Origin of the sequence: Streptosporangium sp. NPDC051022, assembly GCF_040683035.1 — a bacterium.
GTDB lineage: Bacteria > Actinomycetota > Actinomycetes > Streptosporangiales > Streptosporangiaceae > Streptosporangium.
Genome location: NZ_JBFBCF010000019.1, coordinates 87,327 through 108,845, shown reverse-complemented (window position 1 = coordinate 108,845; position 21,519 = coordinate 87,327). Strand labels below are relative to the sequence as shown.

20 protein-coding genes are annotated in these 21,519 nt (G+C 70.7%); 12 read left to right on the top strand and 8 right to left on the bottom strand.

The window, feature by feature from the left end; translation table 11 throughout:
• Positions 1–35: 35 nt before the first annotated feature.
• From AB0N02_RS27925 to AB0N02_RS27905, 5 genes are all read left to right on the top strand, one after another.
• Positions 36–1,049, top strand: a complete 1,014-nt coding sequence (locus AB0N02_RS27925) for a hypothetical protein (RefSeq protein ID WP_363952380.1) — start codon at positions 36–38, stop codon at positions 1,047–1,049.
• 227 nt (positions 1,050–1,276) lie between these two features.
• On the top strand, positions 1,277–1,672 hold the full coding sequence (locus AB0N02_RS27920) for a hypothetical protein (RefSeq protein WP_363952377.1): 396 nt from the start codon (positions 1,277–1,279) through the stop codon (positions 1,670–1,672).
• Between the two features lie 147 nt (positions 1,673–1,819).
• The gene (locus tag AB0N02_RS27915; protein ID WP_363952375.1) at positions 1,820–2,413 is read left to right on the top strand and encodes a nucleoside triphosphate pyrophosphatase; all 594 of its coding nucleotides are present in this window, start codon (positions 1,820–1,822) and stop codon (positions 2,411–2,413) included.
• Positions 2,414–2,821: 408 nt separating this feature from the next.
• Positions 2,822–3,709: an EI24 domain-containing protein gene (locus AB0N02_RS27910; protein WP_363952372.1), complete on the top strand. Its 888-nt coding sequence runs from the start codon at positions 2,822–2,824 to the stop codon at positions 3,707–3,709.
• Between the two features lie 161 nt (positions 3,710–3,870).
• Complete coding sequence (locus tag AB0N02_RS27905) at positions 3,871–4,989, top strand: DUF4192 domain-containing protein (protein ID WP_363952370.1); 1,119 nt, start codon at positions 3,871–3,873, stop codon at positions 4,987–4,989.
• A 3-nt stretch (positions 4,990–4,992) separates the two neighbouring features.
• Here the strand turns inward: AB0N02_RS27905 and AB0N02_RS27900 are convergent, their stop codons facing one another.
• The gene (locus tag AB0N02_RS27900) at positions 4,993–5,331 is read right to left on the bottom strand and encodes a hypothetical protein (protein WP_363952367.1); all 339 of its coding nucleotides are present in this window, start codon (positions 5,329–5,331) and stop codon (positions 4,993–4,995) included.
• A gap of 146 nt (positions 5,332–5,477) precedes the next feature.
• On the opposite strand from AB0N02_RS27900, the gene AB0N02_RS27895 reads away from it, so the two are divergent.
• Entirely contained in the window at positions 5,478–6,116 is a 639-nt protein-coding gene (locus AB0N02_RS27895; protein WP_363952365.1) for a DUF1707 and DUF4870 domain-containing protein, read from the top strand.
• A gap of 440 nt (positions 6,117–6,556) precedes the next feature.
• Here AB0N02_RS27895 and AB0N02_RS27890 read toward each other — a convergent pair whose 3' ends face one another.
• The 3 genes from AB0N02_RS27890 to AB0N02_RS27880 form a co-directional block, all read right to left on the bottom strand.
• Positions 6,557–7,345, bottom strand: a complete 789-nt coding sequence (locus AB0N02_RS27890; protein ID WP_363952362.1) for a septal ring lytic transglycosylase RlpA family protein — start codon at positions 7,343–7,345, stop codon at positions 6,557–6,559.
• 797 nt (positions 7,346–8,142) lie between these two features.
• Positions 8,143–9,669 carry an ATP-dependent DNA ligase gene (locus AB0N02_RS27885; protein WP_363952359.1) on the bottom strand — a complete coding sequence of 509 codons (1,527 nt, stop codon included), beginning with the start codon at positions 9,667–9,669 and terminating at the stop codon, positions 8,143–8,145.
• 195 nt (positions 9,670–9,864) lie between these two features.
• Positions 9,865–10,239, bottom strand: a complete 375-nt coding sequence (locus AB0N02_RS27880; protein WP_363952356.1) for an FKBP-type peptidyl-prolyl cis-trans isomerase — start codon at positions 10,237–10,239, stop codon at positions 9,865–9,867.
• A 367-nt stretch (positions 10,240–10,606) separates the two neighbouring features.
• Between AB0N02_RS27880 and AB0N02_RS27875 the strand changes: the two genes are divergently transcribed.
• Positions 10,607–11,602, top strand: coding sequence for a LacI family DNA-binding transcriptional regulator (locus AB0N02_RS27875; RefSeq protein WP_363952354.1), 996 nt, complete (start codon positions 10,607–10,609; stop codon positions 11,600–11,602).
• 70 nt (positions 11,603–11,672) lie between these two features.
• On the opposite strand, the gene AB0N02_RS27870 is transcribed toward AB0N02_RS27875, so the two are convergent.
• Positions 11,673–12,338 (bottom strand): general stress protein, encoded by a 666-nt coding sequence (locus AB0N02_RS27870; protein WP_363952352.1) that lies wholly within the window; start codon positions 12,336–12,338, stop codon positions 11,673–11,675.
• Positions 12,339–12,585: 247 nt separating this feature from the next.
• Here AB0N02_RS27870 and AB0N02_RS27865 point away from each other — a divergent pair, with 247 nt between their 5' ends.
• Positions 12,586–12,837, top strand: a complete 252-nt coding sequence (locus tag AB0N02_RS27865; protein ID WP_363952350.1) for a hypothetical protein — start codon at positions 12,586–12,588, stop codon at positions 12,835–12,837.
• A gap of 327 nt (positions 12,838–13,164) precedes the next feature.
• Here AB0N02_RS27865 and AB0N02_RS27860 read toward each other — a convergent pair whose 3' ends face one another.
• Positions 13,165–14,604, bottom strand: coding sequence for a GuaB1 family IMP dehydrogenase-related protein (locus tag AB0N02_RS27860; RefSeq protein ID WP_363952348.1), 1,440 nt, complete (start codon positions 14,602–14,604; stop codon positions 13,165–13,167).
• A gap of 135 nt (positions 14,605–14,739) precedes the next feature.
• Here AB0N02_RS27860 and AB0N02_RS27855 point away from each other — a divergent pair, with 135 nt between their 5' ends.
• Positions 14,740–15,207, top strand: coding sequence for an effector binding domain-containing protein (locus AB0N02_RS27855; RefSeq protein WP_363952346.1), 468 nt, complete (start codon positions 14,740–14,742; stop codon positions 15,205–15,207).
• Here AB0N02_RS27855 and AB0N02_RS27850 read toward each other — a convergent pair.
• Both AB0N02_RS27850 and AB0N02_RS27845 read right to left on the bottom strand, forming a co-directional pair.
• The gene (locus tag AB0N02_RS27850; protein ID WP_363952344.1) at positions 15,177–15,476 is read right to left on the bottom strand and encodes a hypothetical protein; all 300 of its coding nucleotides are present in this window, start codon (positions 15,474–15,476) and stop codon (positions 15,177–15,179) included. The genes AB0N02_RS27855 and AB0N02_RS27850 overlap by 31 nt on opposite strands.
• A 64-nt stretch (positions 15,477–15,540) precedes the next feature.
• Positions 15,541–16,674: a CaiB/BaiF CoA-transferase family protein gene (locus AB0N02_RS27845; protein WP_363952342.1), complete on the bottom strand. Its 1,134-nt coding sequence runs from the start codon at positions 16,672–16,674 to the stop codon at positions 15,541–15,543.
• Between the two features lie 256 nt (positions 16,675–16,930).
• Here AB0N02_RS27845 and AB0N02_RS27840 point away from each other — a divergent pair, with 256 nt between their 5' ends.
• From AB0N02_RS27840 to AB0N02_RS27830, 3 genes are all read left to right on the top strand, one after another.
• Positions 16,931–18,496: a serine/threonine-protein kinase gene (locus tag AB0N02_RS27840; RefSeq protein WP_363952340.1), complete on the top strand. Its 1,566-nt coding sequence runs from the start codon at positions 16,931–16,933 to the stop codon at positions 18,494–18,496.
• A 299-nt stretch (positions 18,497–18,795) separates the two neighbouring features.
• Complete coding sequence (locus tag AB0N02_RS27835) at positions 18,796–20,154, top strand: FAD-binding oxidoreductase (protein WP_363952574.1); 1,359 nt, start codon at positions 18,796–18,798, stop codon at positions 20,152–20,154.
• A 12-nt stretch (positions 20,155–20,166) separates the two neighbouring features.
• Positions 20,167–21,426: a cyclopropane-fatty-acyl-phospholipid synthase family protein gene (locus tag AB0N02_RS27830; protein WP_363952338.1), complete on the top strand. Its 1,260-nt coding sequence runs from the start codon at positions 20,167–20,169 to the stop codon at positions 21,424–21,426.
• Positions 21,427–21,519 lie beyond the last annotated feature (93 nt).

The window sequence follows — 21,519 nt, the reverse complement described above, 5'->3', positions numbered from 1 at the left end:
CCACGGCCGCCCGTCCGGGCCCGCCGAGGTCGCCGGTGAAGCGATCCCGCATCGGCGACCTGCCGATGCGCGTGATCTACCGGATGCTGGCCATGGCCGTCGCCGTGGTCGTGGCGGCGGTCGCCGCCGTGGCCGCCTTGATCTACCTCGGCTCCTCCGATCGACCGGGCGGGGCGCCGTCGGGGCAGGTCGCCGCGCCACTTGCCGCGACGCCCTCGCCCGGTCTCAGCTCCCCGCCGGCCTCTCCCGAGGCCTCGGCCACCTCCGCGGTGCCGGCCCCGGCGGGAGTCTCGGCTTCGCCGTCGGCGCCCGCTCCGGCGTCCCCGGCTTCCGTGGTGTCCGCTTCGGCGTCCCCGTCCGTGTCCCCCTCGGTGTCCGCTTCGGCGTCCTCCTCGGTCTCCGGATCCCCCGCGGCGTCCGCGTCGCCCTCGCCGACCGGGAGCCCCACCGCGGGCCCGGACGCGACTCCCAGCGCGAGCCCGGCCGTCGCGCGTGACCGGAGCGCGGTGGTGGCGGCCCTGGCCGACCCCCGCGTCCCCGAGCTGCCGCGCACCAAGAAGCTCGCCCGGCTGCCGGGCAAGACGCACGCGGCCAAGCGTCGCCTGAAGGACGCCAAGGCGGGCGTGTCGCTCGTCCGGTTCGGCGCGCCGTGGAAGATCTTCGGGGCCTCGCCGTTCTCCACCAAGCAGGTCCTGCCGAAGGTGAAGGGCGCGGCGACCCGGGCCATGCTCGTCAGCTGCCCGGTGCCCATCCAGGTGCAACGCAGTCCCAGGGACACCGCGCTGCTGGCCGCGCGCTGGACGCTCAACCACCACCCCAGGGGGTCCAAGATCTCCTGGATCGCCTCCCAGCCGTTCAAGAAGGGCTGGCTGCTCGGCTACCGGGTGAAGTACAAGGTCAAGGGCAAGGTGCGCTCCTCCGTGGCGGCCGTCGCCGTGACCGATGTCTCCCAGGACAGGCCCGCCATGGTCTTCGTGACGATCCCCGACGTCCAGCGTTCGCGCTGGCACGACATCAACACCGCCATCTCCTCGATCACGTTGAAGTAGGCACCCTCCGGGCAGGAGTCGCGCTGTCCGCATGGCCTGATGAAACTCGGGGGAATTTCATGGCCGACCTCCTCGGCGCCCGTGACGTGCTCGTGCCGTACGGCGGGCGGAGGGGCAGCCGAAGGGCGCGGTGAGCGCGCCCTGCCGGACGCGTACCCGAGGGCGCGTCCGTTCCCCGAAAGGTCCCCGTCACAGGGGAGCGGCCCCTGGCCGTGGAGGGGGAAGTCGTGGAGCGACCGGCGTCTCAGGATCGCGAGGGCCCCAGAGCCAAGGACCGGGGCGACGGCGACGAGCCCAAGCCGTGGTGCTCGGAGGGACTGCCCGCCAAGCCGCCCGCCCCGCGGCGTCCGAGGATCAACCGGGTGCGTTTCGCGCTCACGCTGCTGCTCCGGCCACCCTGGCGGCCGTGGACGAGGAGGCGCGGCGCATCGTGGGAGTGTTATGAGATCGCCCAGGATGTCCTGAAGGAGAACCGCGAGCGCCTGGACGGCATCGTCAGCGCGTTGCTCGAACACGAGACCCTGGGCGAGGCCGAGGCCTACGCCGCCGCGGGACTCCCCGGCGGCGCTCCGCACCCTTCACCGCCCTCCGGCTCCGGCGCCGAACTGCACAGCCCGGACTGACGGCCATGACGCGGCCTCGCGGCCCGTAGGGGACGCCGGGTCTCGCGCGGCCTCGCGGTACGGCGGGGTGTCACCGGCGGGAGGGCGAGCCGGGAGGGCAGGACCGGGAGGGCGGGGAGGGCCGGAGCCGCGCTAGGCTCGGTCGGCGTGACCCAGATCGTTCTCGCCTCCGCCTCGCCCGCCCGTCTCGCCCTGCTCCGCAGTGCCGGACTCGACCCCAAGGTGATCGTCAGCGGAGTGGACGAGGAGGCCATCACCGCCGAGACCCCCGCGGAGCTCTGCCTCACGCTGGCCAGGGCGAAGGCGTCGGTCGTGGCGGGTGACCTCACCGAGGGCCTGGTCGTCGGATGTGACTCGATGCTGGAGCTCGACGGCAAGGCCTACGGCAAGCCGTCCTCCCCGCAGGAGGCCGTCGCCCGCTGGCGGCTCATGCGCGGTCGTGAGGGGCGCCTGCTCACCGGGCACTGCGTGATCGACGCGGCGGACGGCAGAGAGGTGTCCGAGGTGGAGGCCACGGTGGTGCGCTTCGGCACCCCGGCCGACGAGGAGATCGCCGCGTACGTCGCCACCGGCGAACCCCTCCGGGTCGCGGGCGCCTTCACCCTGGACGGTCTCGGAGGCTGGTTCGTCGAGGGCATCGACGGCGACCACGGCAACGTCCTGGGCATCTCCCTTCCGCTGCTGCGCCGCCTGTTCGGCGAGCTCGGCGTCTCCGTGCCCGCGCTCTGGCACCGTCCCTGAGGCTCCCCGCCCCGTTTCCGCGCGGCGCGGTGGTCGCGTCCGCTCTCCGGCGGAACCTCCGGCACCGTCTCGCCACGTCGTCCGTTCCCGTCCGGCGCGGTGACCACGCGCCTTCCAAGCTCGTCCTCACCACGTCGTCCTCACCACGTCGTCCTCACCGTGCTCGCCCTCACGGCGTTCGTCCGCACCGTGTTCGCCCCCATGGGAGCGCCCTCACCGCGCTCGCTCTCGCCGGGGAGCTTTCCCCGGTGCTTTCCGCTGAGGCTTTCCCGGGGGTGATTCTCCGGGGAGGGCGATGTTCCGTCGTACGAGTACGGCGAGTGAGCGAGGAACGGTCCGGTACGACGGGCGGGGAGCGGTTCCGGCACGGTCGCGCGTTGATTCACCGATCCCGCTAATCTTCCGGGCATGGGTCATTTCCGCTCCTTTGCGAGTGGCATCGGGTTCTTTTTCCAGGGACTGCGCTGGGTCGCGCGAAACCCTCGGTGGTGGCTGTTCGGGCTCATCCCGGCTCTGGTCGTTTTCATCCTCTACGTGGCGGGGCTCTCCTGGTTCGGAGTCAACGCCGACGACTTCGCCAGGTGGGCGACACCGTTCGCCGACGAGTGGGGACAGGCGGCGCGGACCGCAGTGCGGGTGACGGTCGGGCTGGTGGCCTTCGGGGTCGCGGCGGTCCTGTTCGTGCTGACCTTCACCGCGGTGACCCTGATCGTCGGCGAACCCTTCTACGAGAAGCTCTCCGAGCGGGTCGAGCTGACCTACGGCGACCTGCCGAGCGGACACGAGGTTCCGCTCTGGAAGTCGATCCCCAGGTCCATCAGGGACAGCCTGGTGACCCTCGGATACGTGCTCCTGTTCACCGTCCCCCTGTTCTTCCTCGGGTTCGTCCCGGTGATCGGACAGACGGTGGTCCCGGTGCTGGGGGCTCTGGTCTCGGGCTTCTTCCTCACGGTGGAGCTCACCGCGCTGGCCATGGAACGCCGGGGGATGGCGCGCAAGAGTCGTTTCGCCGTCCTCCGCGGGAACACGGCCCTCGCGCTGGGCTTCGGCGTCCTGATCTTCCTGATCTTCCTCATTCCGCTGGCCTCGGTCGTGGCGATGCCCGCGGCCGTGGCGGGCGCGGCCATCATGGTGCGAACGCGGCTGGCCGCGCCGGAGCCACTTCCCGGGCTTCCGGGCGGGCACCCGGGGCTTCCGGGTGGTGGGCACTCCGGGTTGCCGGCTGGTGGGCACCCTGGGTTTCCGGGTGGGGGCCGTCCGCCGGGAGAGGGCCAGGGGAGCCAACGGCCCGTGTGAGGCCGCTGATCCGGCTCGTTCGTCCCGAGACACGTGAAACGCCGTTGTCCGTCCCGGGACGGGGGAGGTTCGGAGGAAAAGGGCTGTGGACAGCGTGAAATCATCCACAGAACGCGGTTCGGGCCGGGGGCCGCGCCGGGATCCCGGCGATGCTCTCCGCCATGACAACCGACATCCCGGCTCCGTCCGCTCCTCTCAGCCCGCAGCCCGGTCTCCTGCTGAGCTCCACGCAGGACATCCTCAGCGCGGTGCCCTATCTCGTGGGATTCCATCCCTCGGACAGCCTGGTCGTCATCGGCCTGAAGGGCGGCCCGCCCAGGGGCCGGTTGCACCTCACCGCCCGCTGGGACCTGCCGCTGGCCCCTCCTGACCTCGGGCGCATCGTCCCCCTGCTCGCCGAGGAGGGCATCGTCGAGGTCATCGTCGTCGGATACGGCTCGGGGACGCTGGTGACCCCGGCGGTCGACCTGGCCGTCGCGCTGTTCCGCCGGACCGGGATCACGCTCGTCGACGCGTTGCGGGCCGAGGACGGTCGCTACTGGTCCTACATGTGCTCCCGCACCGACTGCTGTCCCGTCGACGGCACGCCGTACGACAGGCAGGCCGGTCCCGTCGCCGTCCAGGCCACCGTGCACGGCCTGGTCGCCCTGCCCGGCAGGCAGGCCCTGGAGCGGTCGCTCGACCCCGTCGGCGACTCCGCGCGGACGGCCATGCGCCGGGCGACCGCTCGCGTCACGGAGGAGGTGAGGGGCAGGCTCACCGGATGCGACGATCCCGGAGGGCTGGCCGCGGAGTTCGTCGCCGAGGGAGTGGCGCGGGTCCGCTCGGCGATCGGCCTCTACGGCTCGGGCGGACGGCTCGGCGACGAGGACGCGGCCCGGCTTGGTCTCGCCCTCGCGGTGATCCGGATCCGTGACGAGGCCTGGGCGCTGGTCACCGACGAGACCCGCGACGCCCATCTCGGGCTGTGGCGAGACCTCACCCGCAGGCTGGAGCCGCGGTTCGTTCCCCCTGCCGCCTCTCTGCTCGCTGTGGCAGCCTGGTGCCGGGGCGACTCCGCGCTGGCCGGGGTCGCGCTCGCGCGCGCATGCGCGATCGATCCGGACTACTCGATGGCCAATCTGCTCGTGCACGCGCTGCGCCATCTGCTTCCGCCGCGTGTGCTCAGGGAGAGGATGCCCGGTCCCGAGGAGCTCGACCGGGAGATGGGCAGTCCCCGCATGGCCTGGCTGCTCCCCATGATCGCCTTACTGGGGGAGCCGGAGGGGCCGGCGGGGTGACCGTCAGCCCTCGGCGCGCTTGCGTCGCTCGTTGTAGGCGCGCATCCGGGCGGGATAGCCGGTCAGCTGCACGTCATAGACCGGGAGGGCCAGATCGCGGGCCACCTTCCGGATCACCGCGGGAGAACCGACCCGGCGCCGTGTCCATTCACCGTCGTCCGCGATGGCCATCGCGGTGGTGTCGGTCGCGAAAGTCTCAGGCTCGACGTAGAACTCCACACCACGGCGCGACTTCGCGAAGGCGATGAGTGCTTCGACATCGGAGTCGGTCGCCTCACGATCGAACTTGGCAATTCTCGGCCCGCGCAGACGCCTCAACCCGTAGCGATCACGCCATCTCATGTCTCCTTGTATACATCGCCTGGCCGTTTCATGGCGCGATGCCAGGGTGGACTCTAAGGGACATCCAAGGGTTCATCCGGATGGACCGGTCAAAAGTCGTTCATGAATATTGAAGGCAAAGCGGAGATGAAAGGGATGTCGGTTCCATGGCAGGCACAGCGACACCAGCGGCGAACATGTGGCACGGCAGTTTCCCGCCCCCCGGACCTGGAGGTGAGTACGCCGCGCTCCGGGTGAGCAACCAGGATCGCGAGCAGGTGGTCGAGCACGTCAAGGCCGCCTACGCGGAGGGACGGCTCGACAAGATCGACTTTGATGACAGGCTGGAGCGGGCGATGACGGCCCGCGTCCACGCCGATCTCATGCCGATCATGCACGAGCTGTACGGCTCCCGCCCGGTCACGCCGGCGCCGTATCCGTTCGCGGCGGGCCCGCAGGGCACGGTGGCGGGCCGTCACGGGGCGCGGGCCGGCACGGGGGGAGAGCGGGTGGGGGCGGCCGCGGCGCATCTGCTCCCTCTGACCGGCCTGCTCGTGTTCGGTCCGCTGATCATGATGCTCACCGCGGGCAAAACCTCTCCCTACGTCCGCAGGCACGCGGTGGAGGCGCTCAACTTCCAGCTCAGCCTGCTCGGCGCCACCATCGTGCTGACGATCACCGTCGTGGGGGCCGTGCTCATTCCCGTGCTCTGGATGGCGGGGATGGTGCTGTCGGTCGTCGGCGGACTGGCCGCGCTGGGCGAGGGCGACTTCCGCTACCCCTTCACACTGCGCCCGGTGAAGTAGTCCCGGTCACCGTCCGGCGGGCGCCCCCGGTCACCGTCCGGCGGGGGCCCCGGTGACCGGCCGGTGAGATGGACCCGGTGACCGGCCGGTGCAGTGGGCCTGGTGGCCGTTCGGTGGGGGCCTGGTCAGCCGGCATGGACACCCTGTCCCTCAGAGCGGGGAGGAGTCTCTCGGGGCGGGGAGGACTCAGAACCTCTCAGGGGGAAGGACACCGAACGGCCCCTCACGATGATCTCCGGATTTTCTCGGTGGAGCTCGCTACGGTGATCGGGCCGGCGATGACCAAGCCGGCATCGCGGGACCGCCCCGGGCGTGGGGCGGCGGCGCGGGTACCCTTCAGCCGCCGGGCGGGGCCGAACCGCTCAGCCGCCGGGCGGGGCCGAACCGCGAACCACCCGGCTTCGGCCGCGAATCCCGGCCCCTCTGGGGCCGGGGGAATGTCAACTACCGAGAACCTCATACTTGACCCGCATGACTCCGGCGCCGATGTCGCCGATCGCGCCGAACGCGGCCCTGGACAGGTCGAGACAGCGTCCGCCCACGTAGGGGCCCCGGTCGTTGATTCTTACCGTGACCGACTCGCCGTTGGCGGGATTGGTCACCCGGACCCTGCTGCCCATCGGCAGGCTCTTGTGCGCGGCGGTCATCGCGTTCGGATTGAAACGTTCGCCGCTGGCCGTCATCTGGCCCTCCGCGTAGAAGGACGCGCCGCAGGTGCCGCTTGAGATCACACGGACCTTCGGCGTGGTGGCGGTCTTGGCCTCGCCGGTCTTCTTGGCCTTGCCGGTCTTCACCGTCTTCGACGCGCTCTTCCTCTCGGAGGTGGCGGCGTCGACCGGCCCGGTGATGCTGGAGGGCCCGGCCGTGCCGGGGGAGACCGACGGCTTCGCCGTGGGGGTGGGAGCGCCGCTCGCGTCACCGGTGCTCTGTGAGCCGGCTGTGTTCTCGGGGGTGGCGGGCATGGGAGCCGCCGATTCGGGGGTGGCCGACTGAGGGGTGGCCTTCTCCGCGGTGGCCGTCGCGTTCGTGCCGGAGGCCGAGGTGTTCAGGGGGGCCGGGGAGACGGATTCGGAGGGGGTGGTCTCCGACGGCTGCCGGGCGCCGGTGAAGGCGGCGGTGGTCGTCAGCTCGACGTCGTCACGGGCGGAGACCGCCCAGGCGGTGGCCGAGACCACGGCGACCACGGTGACACCGGCGGCCAGCGCGGCCATACGTCGCTTTCCGGGCATCGGCCTCTTCGAGGAGGAGCCGGGGGAGTCGGGGGAGGGGGTGTGAGAGTGCAGGCCCAAGGGAAACCACAGTCCAAGATCGGGGGAAGGACAGGGAAGGGCCGTACGGGGCGGAGGAGGCGGGGGGTGCGCACCGGCCGGATCCCATTGGCGGGACGCAAGTGCTTCCCGCGCAGCGTGGGCCGACCATATGCGACAAAGAGGGAGTAAAGCCATGTTAATGGCATATAAAGTGACTTATGTCACTCTATTTGGAAAATGATAATGAACCCTTTCTTGATCGCTATGCCTGGGTCAATCTTGATCGACGTATCCGGTGTCGGTGAGGAAAGTGGATCTCCTTGAGAGTGCCGATCTTCGGATTTCACGCCTCTGTGGAGGGTGTGAGGCGGGTGGAGTCACCGCAGCTCACGGGCCGCGTGAGGGGATGGGGCGTGTCTTCACCGGAAACCCGAAATTCCAGGCTTTTCATTGACCTCAGGCGTTTCCGAAGTCCCTTAAGTCACAGAGAACCCTCAAACCTCAATGAGTAGCCGGGGCTGGACATTTCAACGACCGGCAGGGCGTCGTGCGCTGTTCACGGCGCGGAAGTCGGCGAACAGAGGACCGCACTCCGGATGCGACATCGAAGCGTTGGCTCCGGGCCGGTTCGAAGTGAATGGCTGCCCACACACATGTCGGGATGAGCCGGTCACGACCGTGTGGTCGAGTGACCGCCGCCGAGGTCGAAGGAAAGGAGGGGGATCGCCGGGTCCGGCGGGTGCTTCAGACCGTGTTCCGGGGAGCTCCCGCAGGGGTCAGAGCATCAGGGAGCGTACGGTCTCCACGGTGTCGGTCTGGTCGGCGCTCTTGTCGGGGCGATAGCGCAGGACCCGGGCGAAGCGCAGCGCCATGCCGCCGGAGTAACGGCTGGACTGCTGGACCCCGTCGAAGGCGACCTCCACGACGAGCTCGGGGCGGACGCTGATCATCCAGTGGTCCGTCGGGCCCTCGGCCAGCTCAAGGAGGCGCTGGGTCTGCCAGGCGAGCAGTTCGTCGGTCAGGCCCTTGAAGGTCTTGCCGAGCATCACGAACCCGCCCGTCAGCGGATCACGGGCTCCCAGGTGCAGGTTGGAGAGCCGGCCCTCGCGACGGCCGTGGCCCCACTCGGCGGCCAGGACGACCAGATCGAGTGTGTGGCGGGGCTTCACCTTGATCCAGCCCGCGCCGCGCCGTCCGGCGGCGTAGGGCGTGTGCGGGGATTTGACCACCACGCCCTCGTGGCCGCTCCTGATCGCGTCCTTGTAGAACTCCTCGGCGTCGGCGATGTCCTCGGTGACCAGGCGGGGGGTCACCAGCTCCGCGGGCACGGCCTTGACCAGGGCCGCGTGACGCGCCTCGCCGGGAAGCTCCAGCAGGTCGGCGCCGTCCACCCGCAGCGCGTCGAAGAAGAACACGCTCAGCGGGGTCCTCTCACGGGCCCCGGTCACGTCGGCGCGGCTCGACACCCGCCCCGAGGTGATCTGGAAGGGCTCGGGGCGGCCGTCGGGACGCAGCGCGAGGACCTCGCCGTCGAGGACCAGATCCTCGGACGACAGCGCGCCGACGGCCTCGACCAGCTCGGGGACCTGGGCGGTGATGTCGTCGAGCGTGCGGGTGAAGACGGTCACCGTGTCACCGGAGCGGTGCGCCTGGACGCGGACGCCGTCCAGTTTCCACTCGACGGCGGCGGGTCCGCCGATCTTTCTCAGGGCGGCGGCGATGGAGGGGGCGCTCTGCGCGAGCATCGGGGAGACCGGGCGGCCGACCTCCAGATGGAAGCCGCGCAGCGCCTCGACGCCGCCGTTCAACGCGGCGGCGCCGACGGCCGGTAGCCAGCCGCGCAGCGTCAGCGCACGCCGGACCTCGGCGACCGGCACCTCGGCCGCCTTCGCGATCGCCTCGATCATCACACCGTCCAGCGCGCCCTGCCGCAGCTCACTGCGGAGCAGCCGGGACAGGAAGGTCTGCTCCTGACGGGTGGCCGCGCCGAACAGCTCGGCGATCAGGGTTTTGCGCGCAGCCTGGGAGCCGGGGCCCGCCTGGGCCTTGATGCGGTCGAGGAAGTCGTTCACCTGACGCAGGGTGGCGGTCGCCGCCAGGCGCGGCTCCGGTGGATCCTGCAGGCTCGCCCAGCCCACGCCGATGTTGCGCTGTGGCAGCTCGCCGGAGAGAAAGGCGATGGCGATCTCCGCCTCGTCGGGCTCGACCCGGCCGAGCAGCTCCGCGAGGTGACGGATCTTCGCCAACCGGGCGGAGCCGGCGGCCACGGCCGCCGATGTGCGAGCAAGGTCGATCAACAGCACAGGTTCAGCCTAAGAGCTGTCGGTGACATTTCGGGAGGGTGAACCTCGCCTTTTCGGAGCGATCCAACCCGCTGGAAGGGGGACGGGCCGCCCCGCTGAGCAGGACGCCGGCCCGGAAGGACGGCACAACCCCGCCGGAAGGGGACGGGCCGCCCCCGTCGAGGAGGCGGCCCGTCCACCGGATCCGTCGCGATGTCAGCTGACGCCGAGCAGGTCCACGACGAAGATGAGCGTCTCGCCCGGCTTGATGCGGGCGCCGGCGCCCCGGCTGCCGTAGCCGAGGTGCGCCGGGATGGTCAGGCGGCGACGTCCGCCGACCTTCATGCCCGCGACGCCCTGGTCCCAGCCGGCGATGACCCGGCCGGCGCCCAGCGGGAACTGGAAGGCTTCGCCGCGGTTCCAGGAGGCGTCGAACTCCTCGCCGGTGGAGAACGCGACACCGACGTAGTGCACGCTGACCTGGTGGCCCGGCTTGGCCTCCGGGCCGGTTCCTTCGACGATGTCGACGATCTGCAGATCCGCCGGCGGCTCGCCCTCCGGGAAGTCGATCTCAGGCTTCTCCAGTGCCACGTGTTCTCCTCGATTGGATGCGCGCCGGCCGTTTTCCGGTCGGCCGAACGACTCTACGGGGTCCGGCGGACAGATGAGGGACAGGGGACGCACGAGGAGACACGTGTGCGGGGGGCGCGTGCGAGGAACGGAGGCCTCCCCGCCCTCCACGGAGGTGGTGCCGGGACGGCCAACGATGTGCCGTCCGCGCCGCGATCGGTGCGGCCCGGGGTGTGCCGAGGCCGCCGGCCGGACCGCTGCCGCATAATCCAGACATCGCCAAGTGGGCCGACGCTGTCGGCGCAGGTTCGTGAAGGTGCACGTCGGTCTCGCCACCCGGCGACGGCACGCTGTGGTGTCGACAGTCATCGAACTGCGGGGGAAGCAGATGAGAAGACCCACCCTGGAGGCGGTGGCCGCCCGTGCCGGGGTGTCCCGCTCGACTGTCTCCCGGGTGGTGAACGGCCAGCCCACCGTCACCCCCGACATCCGCGACGTGGTGATGCGGGCGGTGGACGAGCTGGGTTACGTTCCCAACGGCGCGGCCAGGAATCTCGTCACCCAGCGCACCGACTCCGTCGCGCTGGTCGTCTCCGAGTCTCCGAACCGGCTGCTCTCCGACGACCCGACCTTCGCCACGGTCATCCGCGCGGCGAGCCTGGAACTGGAGGCCGCGGGCAGGCAGGCCGTGCTGCTGCTGACCGGGTCGTCGGACAGCCACGCCCGGGTGGAGAAGTACATCGCGGGCGGCTACGTCGACGGGGTCATGCTCGTGTCGAGTCACGGTGCCGACCTGCTGCCCGTCGCGCTCACCCGGCTGCGCGTCCCGGCCGTCTCGTACGGCAGGCCGACGGTGCCGGTCGCCATGCCGTACGTGGACAACGACAACGTGAGCGGCGCCGCCGACGCGGTGCGTCACCTGCTGGAGCGGGGAAGACGGCGGATCGCGACCATCGCCGGGCCACTGGACACGATCGGCGGGCAGGACCGGCTGACGGGCTACCGCGACGTGCTGCGCGACTCGGACCGCCGCTCGATCGTCGCGGTCGGCGACTTCACCCGCGAGTCCGGCGCGGTCGCCATGCGCCAGCTGCTGGCCGACGATCCGGACCTGGACGCGGTGTTCGCCGCCAACGACCTGATGGCGATCGGCGCGATGCGCGCGCTGCGGCTGGCGGGCCGCCGTATCCCCGACGACGTCGCCGTGGTCGGCTACGACGACATCGAGGCCGCCGGTTACACCGACCCGCCGCTGACGACCGTGCACAGCCCGCACGCCGAGCAGGCGGCCGCCACGGTCCGGCTGCTGCTGAACCTCTTCGAGGAGGGCAGGGCCGACTCGGTGATCATGCCGACGAAGCTCGTCGTCAGGCACTCCTCCTAGCCTTCCGCGCCCTCCCGGACTCCCGCGCCGCCGGTCCGGCGGTGCGTCTCACCGCCTGTTACGGCCGGTCTCAGGGACGGGGCCTCGGTGCCGGGGCCTGCGCAGAGGGCGGAGTGGGAGAGGACGTACCGGCCGCGGGTGACGGGGTGGGAGAGGGGGCGCCGGCCGTACGGGGCGGGGCGGGGGAGGTGGCCGCCGCGGTGGGATCGTAGGTCCCGGCCGAGGGCGGGGGCTCGACGACCACGGTGTCGGCGGGCCGCGGACCGCCCTCCAGGACGGCGCGGGCGTGGTCGAGGTGGGAGGCGGCGACCAGCACGTCGTAGCGGCCGGCGACTATCGCGCTGCGCGAGGCGAAGTCCCGCTTGCCGCCGGTGAAGAAGTGGTTGATGAAGCCGAACGCGGCCCCCACCACGGCGCCCCAGAGCGCCGCCCAGAGCACGAGGACGACGAACGACAGCGTGGCCGAGGTGAACAGCCCGAGGAACATCCCCGCGACGGCGCCGAAGACCACGCCGCTGCCCGCTCCGGTGAGCGCGGCCCGGCCGTTGGTCATCCTGCCGGTGACGGTCTCCTCCAGCTTGAGGTCGCTGCCGACGATCGCCACGTGCTCGACGGGGAACCCCGCGTCGGAGAGGCCGTCGACGGCCCGCTGGGCGGCGAGGTAGTTGTCGTAACCGACGAGCACTCTCCGGTCGACGACGACCTGCGTGCCCGGGACGGTGGATATCTCTGCCATGTCCGTTCGCCTTCCCGTGCGTAGAGGGGGATCCGGTCCCCGGCTACCCCGTGCGGGCGGGAGCATGCGCCGCCCCGGCAGGCCTTCGGCGCCTCGGTGATCCCGGAGAAGCTTTCAAGTGAAAATTTTTCCAATGAAAGCGGACATTGAGCGACAAACAGCGCATACGGCTGTTAGCGTTCCTGCGAATGGCGCCGGTGAACAGGCGGGCAGGGATGCCGCGCGCCAAGTCTTGGAGGAACCCGAAATGATCGCATTCATCATGATGATCGAGGTAGTGCTCGTTCTCATGGGTCTGATGGTGCTGTGCAGGCTCACGCGATATCAGGGCGGTCGGTTGTCGCATGACGATCGTCATGTGCGCGTGTCGGGATCGCGCTACGGGTTCGTCGGCAGTGCTCCGGGCTTCAGCCCGGGGGCGAAGCCGGCCGGCTCGCAAAGCGGGGCAGGAGCAGCCGATTCGCCGTCAAGGCGGATCGGCGTCCCCGTCATCAGGTAAGGCTGGCTTCGTGCGGGGCGAAGGGTCACTCCGGAAGTCTCGGAACCGGTCACGACGGACACGGCGTGACCTGTCGCCGCCGGGCGGGCGGAGACGTAAAACGCCTGCGGAGGGCTGGTAAGACCATCCCCGGAGTTTTTCCGGGGAGGCACGGCTCGATGAAACAGGAAGCCGTGGAGGTGCCGCGGCAATGCGGCACGGGCCAGAATCTTCGGCGTTCACGCCGAAGAGCGCGTCAACGCAGGTAGATCGGCCCTTCCCGCGCCGGGCCCCGGAGGCGGGCGCGCCGAGGGGAGCGCCCGGCGGCGGGACGGCGGGGCCGGGTGGCTACCAGCTCTGGTGGAGCGGCATCCCCTCGGTGTAACCCGACGAACTCTGGACTCCGACCACCGCCCGCTCGTGGAACTCCTCCAGGTCCGCGGCGCCCGCGTAGGTGCACGAGGAGCGCAGACCCGCGACGATGGCGTCGATCTGGTCCTCGACACTGGGCCTGACCGGGTCGAGATACATCCTGGAGGTGGAGATCCCCTCCTCGAACAGAGCCTTGCGGGCCCGCTCGAAGGGAGAGTCGTCCGCGGTGCGCAGCTTCACCGCGCGGGCCGAGGCCATGCCGAAGTTCTCCTTGTATCTGCGGCCGTTGGCGTCGGTGCGGGCGTCGCCGGGCGACTCGTAGGTGCCGGCGAACCAGGAGCCGATCATCACGTTCGCCGCTCCCGCCGCCAGGGCCAGGGCCACGTCCCTGGGGTGCCGCACGCCGCCGTCGGCCCAGACGTGGCGGCCCAGGCGGCGCGCCTCCGCCGAGCACTCCAGCACGGCGGAGAACTGCGGGCGGCCGACGCCGGTCATCATCCGCGTGGTGCACATGGCGCCCGGGCCGACGCCGACCTTGAGGATGTCGGCTCCGGCGTCGACCAGGTCGCGCACGCCCTCGGCGGTGACGACGTTGCCCGCCGCGACCGGGACGCCCGGGTCGAGCGAGCGCACCGCCCGCAGGGCGCCGATCATCTTCTCCTGGTGGCCGTGGGCGGTGTCCACGACCAGGCAGTCGATCCCGGCCTCCAGGAGCTCCTTGGCCTTGGCGGCCACGTCGCCGTTGACGCCGACGGCGGCGGCGACGCGCAGCCTGCCCGAGGCGTCGACCGCGGGCCGGTACAGCGTGGCCCGCAGCGCCCCTGTCCGGGTCAGGATGCCGACCAGGCGGCCGTCCTCGTCCACGATCGGGGCGAGCCTGTGGCGTCCGTCGTGGAGCCGGTCGAAGGCCTCGCGAGGATCGAGGCCGGCGGGCAGGGTGAGCAGGTGGTCCGACATGACGTCGGAGAGCTGGGTGTACATGTCCGCGCCGCCGCAGTCGCCCTCGGTGACCACGCCGATGGGCCGGTTGTCCCAGTTGACGATGATGATCGCGCCGTGGGCCCGTTTGGGCAGCAGACTGAGCGCCTTGCCGACGGTGTCGTGCGGGGTGAGGGTGAGCGGCGTGTCGTGGACCAGGTCGCGTTTCTTGACCCAGTCGACCACGTCGGCGACGACCTCGATGGGGATGTCCTGGGGGATCACGGTGATTCCGCCGCGCCTGGCGACGGTCTCCGCCATGCGGCGTCCCGCGACGGCCGTCATGTTGGCGACCACGATGGGGACGGTGGTGCCGGTGCCGTCCCTGGTCGACAGGTCGACGGTGAGCCGGGAGCCGACGGCGGACCGGGACGGGACCATGAAAACGTCGCTGTAGGTCAGGTCGTGGGTCGGCACCATCTCATTGAGAAATTTCACGTTCGTCCACCTTGTTCGGTGAATAGTTAGAAGTGAGCGTTCCCGTTTTTGAAGATCCCAAAGAGGGGCCACTACTCGGGCAGGGCACTAGGATCCGGTTTGCGTGGATTCAGCTGGTGGCCATGAGGAGGCGCTGTGATCGTTGTTGATCGCCCTGAGATGCTCGTCGTGGGCCATGCCGTACGGACCTCGAACGCCGAGGAGATGGAGCAGGGGCGGGGACGGCTCGGCGCGCTGTGGGCGCGGGCGGGGTCTCCCGGGGCCTTCGCGCACGTTCCCGGGCGGGTGGACGAGAACCTCTACGCGGTGCTGACCGACTACGAGAGCGACCACCACGGCTCCTACACGCAGATCGTCGGGGTGGCCGTGCGCAGCGCCGCCGCGCTGCCCGAGGGCATGGTCGCGGTGCGGGTGCCCGGCGTCCAGGCGCTGAAGGTCGAGGCCCGGGGCCCCATGCCGGGCGCGCTCCTGGAGGGCTGGCAGCAGCTGTGGAAGCACACCGAGTCGGGCGGTACCCCGCCCCGAGCCTTCACCACCGACGTGGAGATCCACCACCCCGAGGGCGTCGATCTCTACGTCGCGGTCTTCCCCTCGATGCGCTGACCCTCCCCGGCCGGGGCGCGGCCCTCGACGTCCTGGCCGTCCTCCTCGTCGTCCGGCGGTGAGTCGGGCATCCGCCGGCCCGCCACGAGCGACGGCAGGATCGCGTGCGTCGCCAGGACGGCGACCAGCAGCATGAACGCGGCCGCCAGCGGGACGCGCACGACGTCGTCGTCGCCGCCGAACGCGACCGCCATGAGCATCAGGCCGAGCGCGCACAGGATCACCGTGGTCCCCCGGTGCGCGACGGCGTGGCTCCTCAGGCGGTACACCTGTGTCGGTGTACCGCCTTCGAACCACGTGACCGCCGTGGGCCGTGCCGAGGTCAGGGGCCTGTCAGGCGAGGACCCCCGCCTCGCGCAGTCCGGCCTGGGCCTCGGGGGACAGGCCCCACGAGGCCAGGTCCGTCAGCCGGGTCGCGGGGGAGAGGTCCTGCTCGGGCACGCCGAGCAGGCGCGGCGCCGGCGCGGGCTGGCGGACGCCGCCGACCTCGACGAACGCGCCGCGCGCCTTGTTGTGCGGATGTTCGGCGGCCTCGGCCATCTCCAGCACGGGGGAGACGCACGCGTCCGAGCCGTCGAAGATCGCCTGCCACTCGGCGCGGGTCCTGGACGCGAACGCCTCGGCCAGCCGCCGCCGCAGTTCGGGCCACCGGGACCGGTCGTCCCGGTCGGGCAGGTCGGAAAGGCCCATCAGCGTGACCATCTCCGTCCAGAACTGCGGCTCCAGCGCCCCCACCGCGAGGAACCCGCCGTCGGCGGTCTCGTAGGTGTCGTACATGGGCGCGCCGGTGTCGAGCAGGTTGGTCCCGCGCGGTCCCCACAGGCCGCTCTGGACGTTCTGGTAGAACATCGCGAACAGCGCCGCGGCCCCGTCCACCATGGCCGCGTCGATCACCCGGCCCTCGCCGGTCCGCTCCCGCTCGAGGAGCGCGAGCAGCACGCCGTAGGCCAGCATCAGGCCGCCGCCCGCGAAGTCGCCGAGGATGTTGATCGGCGGGGTCGGCCGCTCGCCCTCGCGTCCCAGCATCGACAGGACGCCGGAGACCGCGACGTAGTCGATGTCGTGCCCGGCGGTCCGGGCCAGCGGGCCCTCCTGGCCCCAGCCGGTCATCCGCCCGTAGACGAGGCGCGGATTGACCGCGTGCAGGTCGGCGGGGCCGATGCCGAGCCGCTCGGCGACCCCGGGGCGGAAGACCTCGATGACCACGTCGGCGTTCCCGGCGAGTTCCTTGAAGGCGGCCACGCCCTCGGGGGACTTCAGGTCCAGGCCGATCGTCCGTTTTCCCCGATCCATAACCTCGTGGCGCGACCTGTCCCCGGCGGCGGCGACGGCCGCGACGCGTTCGACGCGCAGCACCTCGGCGCCGTGGTCGGCCAGCATCATCCCCGCGAACGGCCCGGGGGCCAGACCGGCCAGTTCCAGCACGCGTACTCCGGCCAGCGGGCCGCTCCTGGTCACGCGCTCCATCGGCGCCTCCTCGTCACGCTTTCGGCTCCCCGGGGCCTGCCGGGACGCGGTCTTCTCGGGCGACCGCCCGGTGGGATCCCGGTGCCTTTCATCCGGCTAAGTAGAATAACATTCGGTTTTCTGTGGCAAGACATCCGTCGGCAAGCCGCGCGGCACCCAAGGGGTATGGGAAACTTGCGCCCTATTTGGATTGACTAGGGGTCGCGCGATGACATATCCGCACAGTGAACGGGTGGTCGCTGGGCGTTATCGACTGTTGAGGGAGCTCGGCCGCGGCGGCATGGGCGTGGTGTGGGAGGGATACGACACGCTTCTCGACCGCCCGGTCGCGGTCAAGGAGGTACTGCTGCCGCCGAACCTCGCCCCCGCCGAGCACGAACGCCAGCTCACCCGCACCTCCCGCGAGGCCAGGACCGCCGCCCGCCTCAGCCACCGCAACATCGTGGCGATCTACGACGTGGCCGAGCAGGACGGCCGCCCCTGGATCATCATGGAGCTCGTCAGGGCCCGCGCCCTCGACGAGGCCGGACCGCTGTCGGTCGGACAGGTCGCCGACATCGGCCGTCAGGTGCTGTCGGCCCTGCGGGCCGCCCACGAGGCCGGGATCCTGCACCGCGACGTCAAGCCCAGCAACATCCTGCTGGCCCCGGACGGCAGGGCCGTGCTCACCGACTTCGGCATCGCCACCGTGGAGGGCGACACCTCGCTCACCCAGACCGGCATGGTGACGGGTTCGCCGAGCTTCCTGCCGCCGGAACGTGCCACGGGCGCCGACAGCGGTCCCTGGTCGGACCTGTGGGCGCTCGGCGCCACCCTGTACGCGGCGCTGCTCGGCCACGGCCCCTTCGAGCGCCGCGACGCCATCGCCACCCTCGGCGCGCTCCTCACCGAGGAGCCCGACCTCAGCAGGGTGCCCCCGGCGATGACCGAGGTGCTCGCGGGCCTGCTCCAGCGTGACCCGGCGCACCGGCTGAGCGCCGAGCAGGCCGACCTGCTGCTGGCCCAGGCGGCCGACGACCCCTCGGGGACCGCGCCCCGCCGTACCGTGCAGCTCGGCGCGCGGCAGCCCACCTCGGCGATGCCCGCCCGGCGACGGCGGCGGCAGAGCGCGGGTCTGGGCAGGGGGCAGATCGCGGCGATCGTCGTCGCGGTGGTGGTCCTGGCCGGCGGGGGCGCGGCGGCCGTGGCGATGACGAGCTCCGGCCAGGCGCCCGCCCCGCAGGCCGGGCAGGAGCAGCAGGCCGGCCCCTCCGAGCCCCCGGTTCCCGTCCCCGAGACCAGCCAGACGCCGACCCCGACCGCCTCGCCCTCGCCGAAGGCCTCCCGGACCCGGACCTCCCAGCCTCAGGCGCGGTTGTGGAACTGGCGGGCCAAAACGCCGGAGAACTGGTCCATCCGCTACCCCGCGGGCTGGGAGGGCGACTGGGCCGCCGAGACGGGATACACCCAGTGGCTGCGCCCCGACGGCAGGGCGCACATGTCGGTCGAGGTGCTCGCCGGGCCGCTCGACAGCCTGGAGGTGGTCCAGCGCAACGTCAAGGAGGACGTGGCGCGGTGGAGCGAGATCGGCTCGGATCACACGGCGCGCGTTCCCCTGTCCTACGGCTCCGGACTCCAGTGGGAGCTCACCTGGACCCCGACGGACCTCGGCGGCGTCCCGTGGGCCAGGGCGGGGGTGACCTACCACGAGATCAGGAGGTTCGTCGGGGTCGGTGACACGGTCATGGTGCTGAGCTGGACCACGGCGGCCGCCGACTGGAAGAGCCAGCAGGGCCTGATGAACCAGGTGTTCGAGAGCTTCCACCCGCGTGGTGGCGAGTGACCGGCCGGTCGGCGGGGGCGGCCGTCCGGGCGGGGACGAGGTGCCCTGCCGGGGACGGCAGGACGGGAGGCCGCGGGACGGGGGCGCGGCCCGCGGGCGAGACGGCGGGTGAGACGGCGGCGGGCGGCTGACGTGCGCGGAAAGGGCGAATCAGTGGTCCGCCGTGAGCTTCCGGTCGTGGGGTCGTAGAGTTTCCACGCGTTTAACGTGTCCCGCCTGGCTCCAGGGACATCCGAGATATAACGTGCTAGAGGCGATCTTTACTATGGGAGCCCTGGGGGTGATGGCCTGTGGAACAGATGACACAGATGGCGGCGCACCGTCGCGCCGTGGAGCAGATCAAGGACTCCTACGCCGCGATTCCGGAGAACTCGGCGCCCCGGCTGGCCAAGGCGACCACGAACCTGTTCCGTTTCCGCGACGGGGGTCAGGCGGCGAAGCTGTCGGCCCGTGACCTCGACCAGGTCATCCAGGTGGACCCGGAGACCATGACCGCCGAGGTCCAGGGCATGACCACCTACGAGAACCTGGTGGACGCCACGCTCGCGCACGGGCTCATGCCGTACGTCGTGCCGCAGCTGAAGACGATCACGCTGGGCGGGGCGGTGACCGGGCTGGGCATCGAGTCGACCAGCTTCCGCGACGGGCTGCCGCACGAGTCGGTGGAGGAGCTGGAGATCCTCACCGGTGACGGCCGCATCGTCGTGGCGCGGGACGACAACGAGCACCGCGACCTGTTCCGCGCCTTCCCCAACTCCTACGGGACGCTCGGCTACGCGCTCAGGATCCGGATCAGGCTCAAGCGCGTCCAGCCGTACGTCCGGCTGACCCACATCCCGTTCACCGACGCCGACAAGTGCATGATCGCCATGAAGGAGATCTGCGATCGGGGCGAGCACGACGGCGAGCCCGTCGACTTCGTGGACGGCACGTTCTTCGGCCCCGGCGAGCTCTACATAACGGTCGGCCGGTTCGCCGAGAAGGCGCCCTACCTGTCCGACTACACCGGGATGCGCATCTACTACCGGTCGGTCCAGACCAGGACCCGCGACTGGCTGACCGTCCGGGACTACCTGTGGCGCTGGGACACCGACTGGTTCTGGTGCTCGCGGGCCTTCGGCGTGCAGGAGCCGCTGGTGCGCTCGCTGATGCCGCGCAAGTGGATGCGCTCCGACGTCTACCGCAGGCTCGTCGGCCTCGACCGCAAGTACGGCGTGATCGCCCGGGTGGACCGCTGGCGGGGCAGGCCCGCGCAGGAGTCGGTCATCCAGGACATCGAGGTGCCCGTCGAGCGCGGTGCGGAGTTCCTGGAGTTCTTCCACGACAAGGTCGGCATGGAGCCGGTGTGGATGTGCCCGCTGAAGTCCTCCGGCGAGTGGCCGCTCTATCCGCTGGAACCGGGGCGGCTGTATGTCAACTTCGGCTTCTGGGGCACCGTCCCCCTGCCCAGGGGCCAGTTCGACGGCTACTACAACCGTCTCATCGAGGGCGAGGTACACCGGCTGGAGGGGCACAAGTCGCTGTACTCGACGTCGTTCTACGCCGAGGACGAGTTCTGGCAGTTTTATAACGGAACGGCCTACTGGCCGGTAAAGCGGGCATACGACGCGGGTGGCCGATTGCTCGACCTCTACGACAAGTGTGTGCGGGGGCGTTAGGAGGTTGAATCTGTGAGGCTCGCAGAGATCTTCGAGATGGTCGTCGGCTCCGGGGCGGGAATCCGTTTCAGTGCCTACGACGGAAGCAAGGCCGGCCCGGACGGCGCCGACATCGGCATCGAGGTCAAATCCCCGGCGGCGGTCGCCTATCTCGCCCAGGCCCCGGGCGAGCTCGGCCTGGCCAGGGCCTACGTGTCAGGGCACATCGACGTCGACGGGGACATGTACTCCCTGCTGTCGCGGATGTGGTCGCTCACCATCAACGACATCACCACCGCTCAGAAGATCGCCGCCATCCGCGCGCTCGGCGTCAAACCCCTGATGATGCGCGTGCAACCTCCACCCCAGGAGGTACGGCGCAGCATGCTCGCCAAGATGGGCAGCAGGCACGCCAAGCAGCGTGACGCCGAGGCGATCCACCACCACTACGACGTCTCGAACAAGTTCTACTCCTGGGTGCTGGGCCCCTCCATGGCCTACACCTGTGCGGTCTTCCCCACCGAGGAGTCCACGCTGGAGGAGGCGCAGTACACCAAGTTCGACCTGGTGGCCAAGAAGCTGGGCCTGAAGCCGGGAATGCGCCTGCTGGACGTGGGCTGCGGCTGGGGCGGGATGGTCATGCACGCCGCCCGCGAGTACGGCGTGAAGGCGCTGGGGGTCACCCTCTCGCGCCAGCAGGCCGAGTGGGCGCAGAAGGCCATCGCGGACGCCGGTCTCGGTGAGCTGGCCGAGGTCCGCCACATGGACTATCGGGACGTCAAGGAGACCGGCTTCGACGCCGTCAGCTCGATCGGCCTGACCGAGCACATCGGCAAGGACCAGCTCCAGTTCTACTTCAAGTTCCTCTACGACAAGCTCGTCCCCGGCGGGCGCATCCTCAACCACTGCATCACCAGGCCGACCGGCACGGAGAAGACCCTCAACGCGGGCGGCTTCATCAACCGCTACGTCTTCCCCGACGGGGAGCTGGAGTCGATCGGTCACCTCGTCCGCCAGATGGAGGACCTCGGCTTCGAGATCCGTCACGAGGAGAACCTGCGGGAGCACTACGCGCAGACCCTCCGCTACTGGTGCGCCAACCTCGACGACCACTGGGACGAGGCGATCGAGGAGGTCGGGCAGGGCACGGCCAGGGTGTGGCGGCTCTACATGGCGGGCTGCGTGGTCGGCTTCGAACGTAACAAGATCCAGCTTCACCAGGTCCTCGGAGCGAAACTCGACTCCGAGGGCGCGGCCCGCGTGCCGCTCCGTCCTTCTCTCGACTGGCCCTGATTGCCGATCGAGAGCCCGCGGCCCGCGTCCGTCACCGGCGAACCACAGGCAGCTCGCATGCTCGCACCCTGGGCAGGCCGCGCCGGGGCGCAC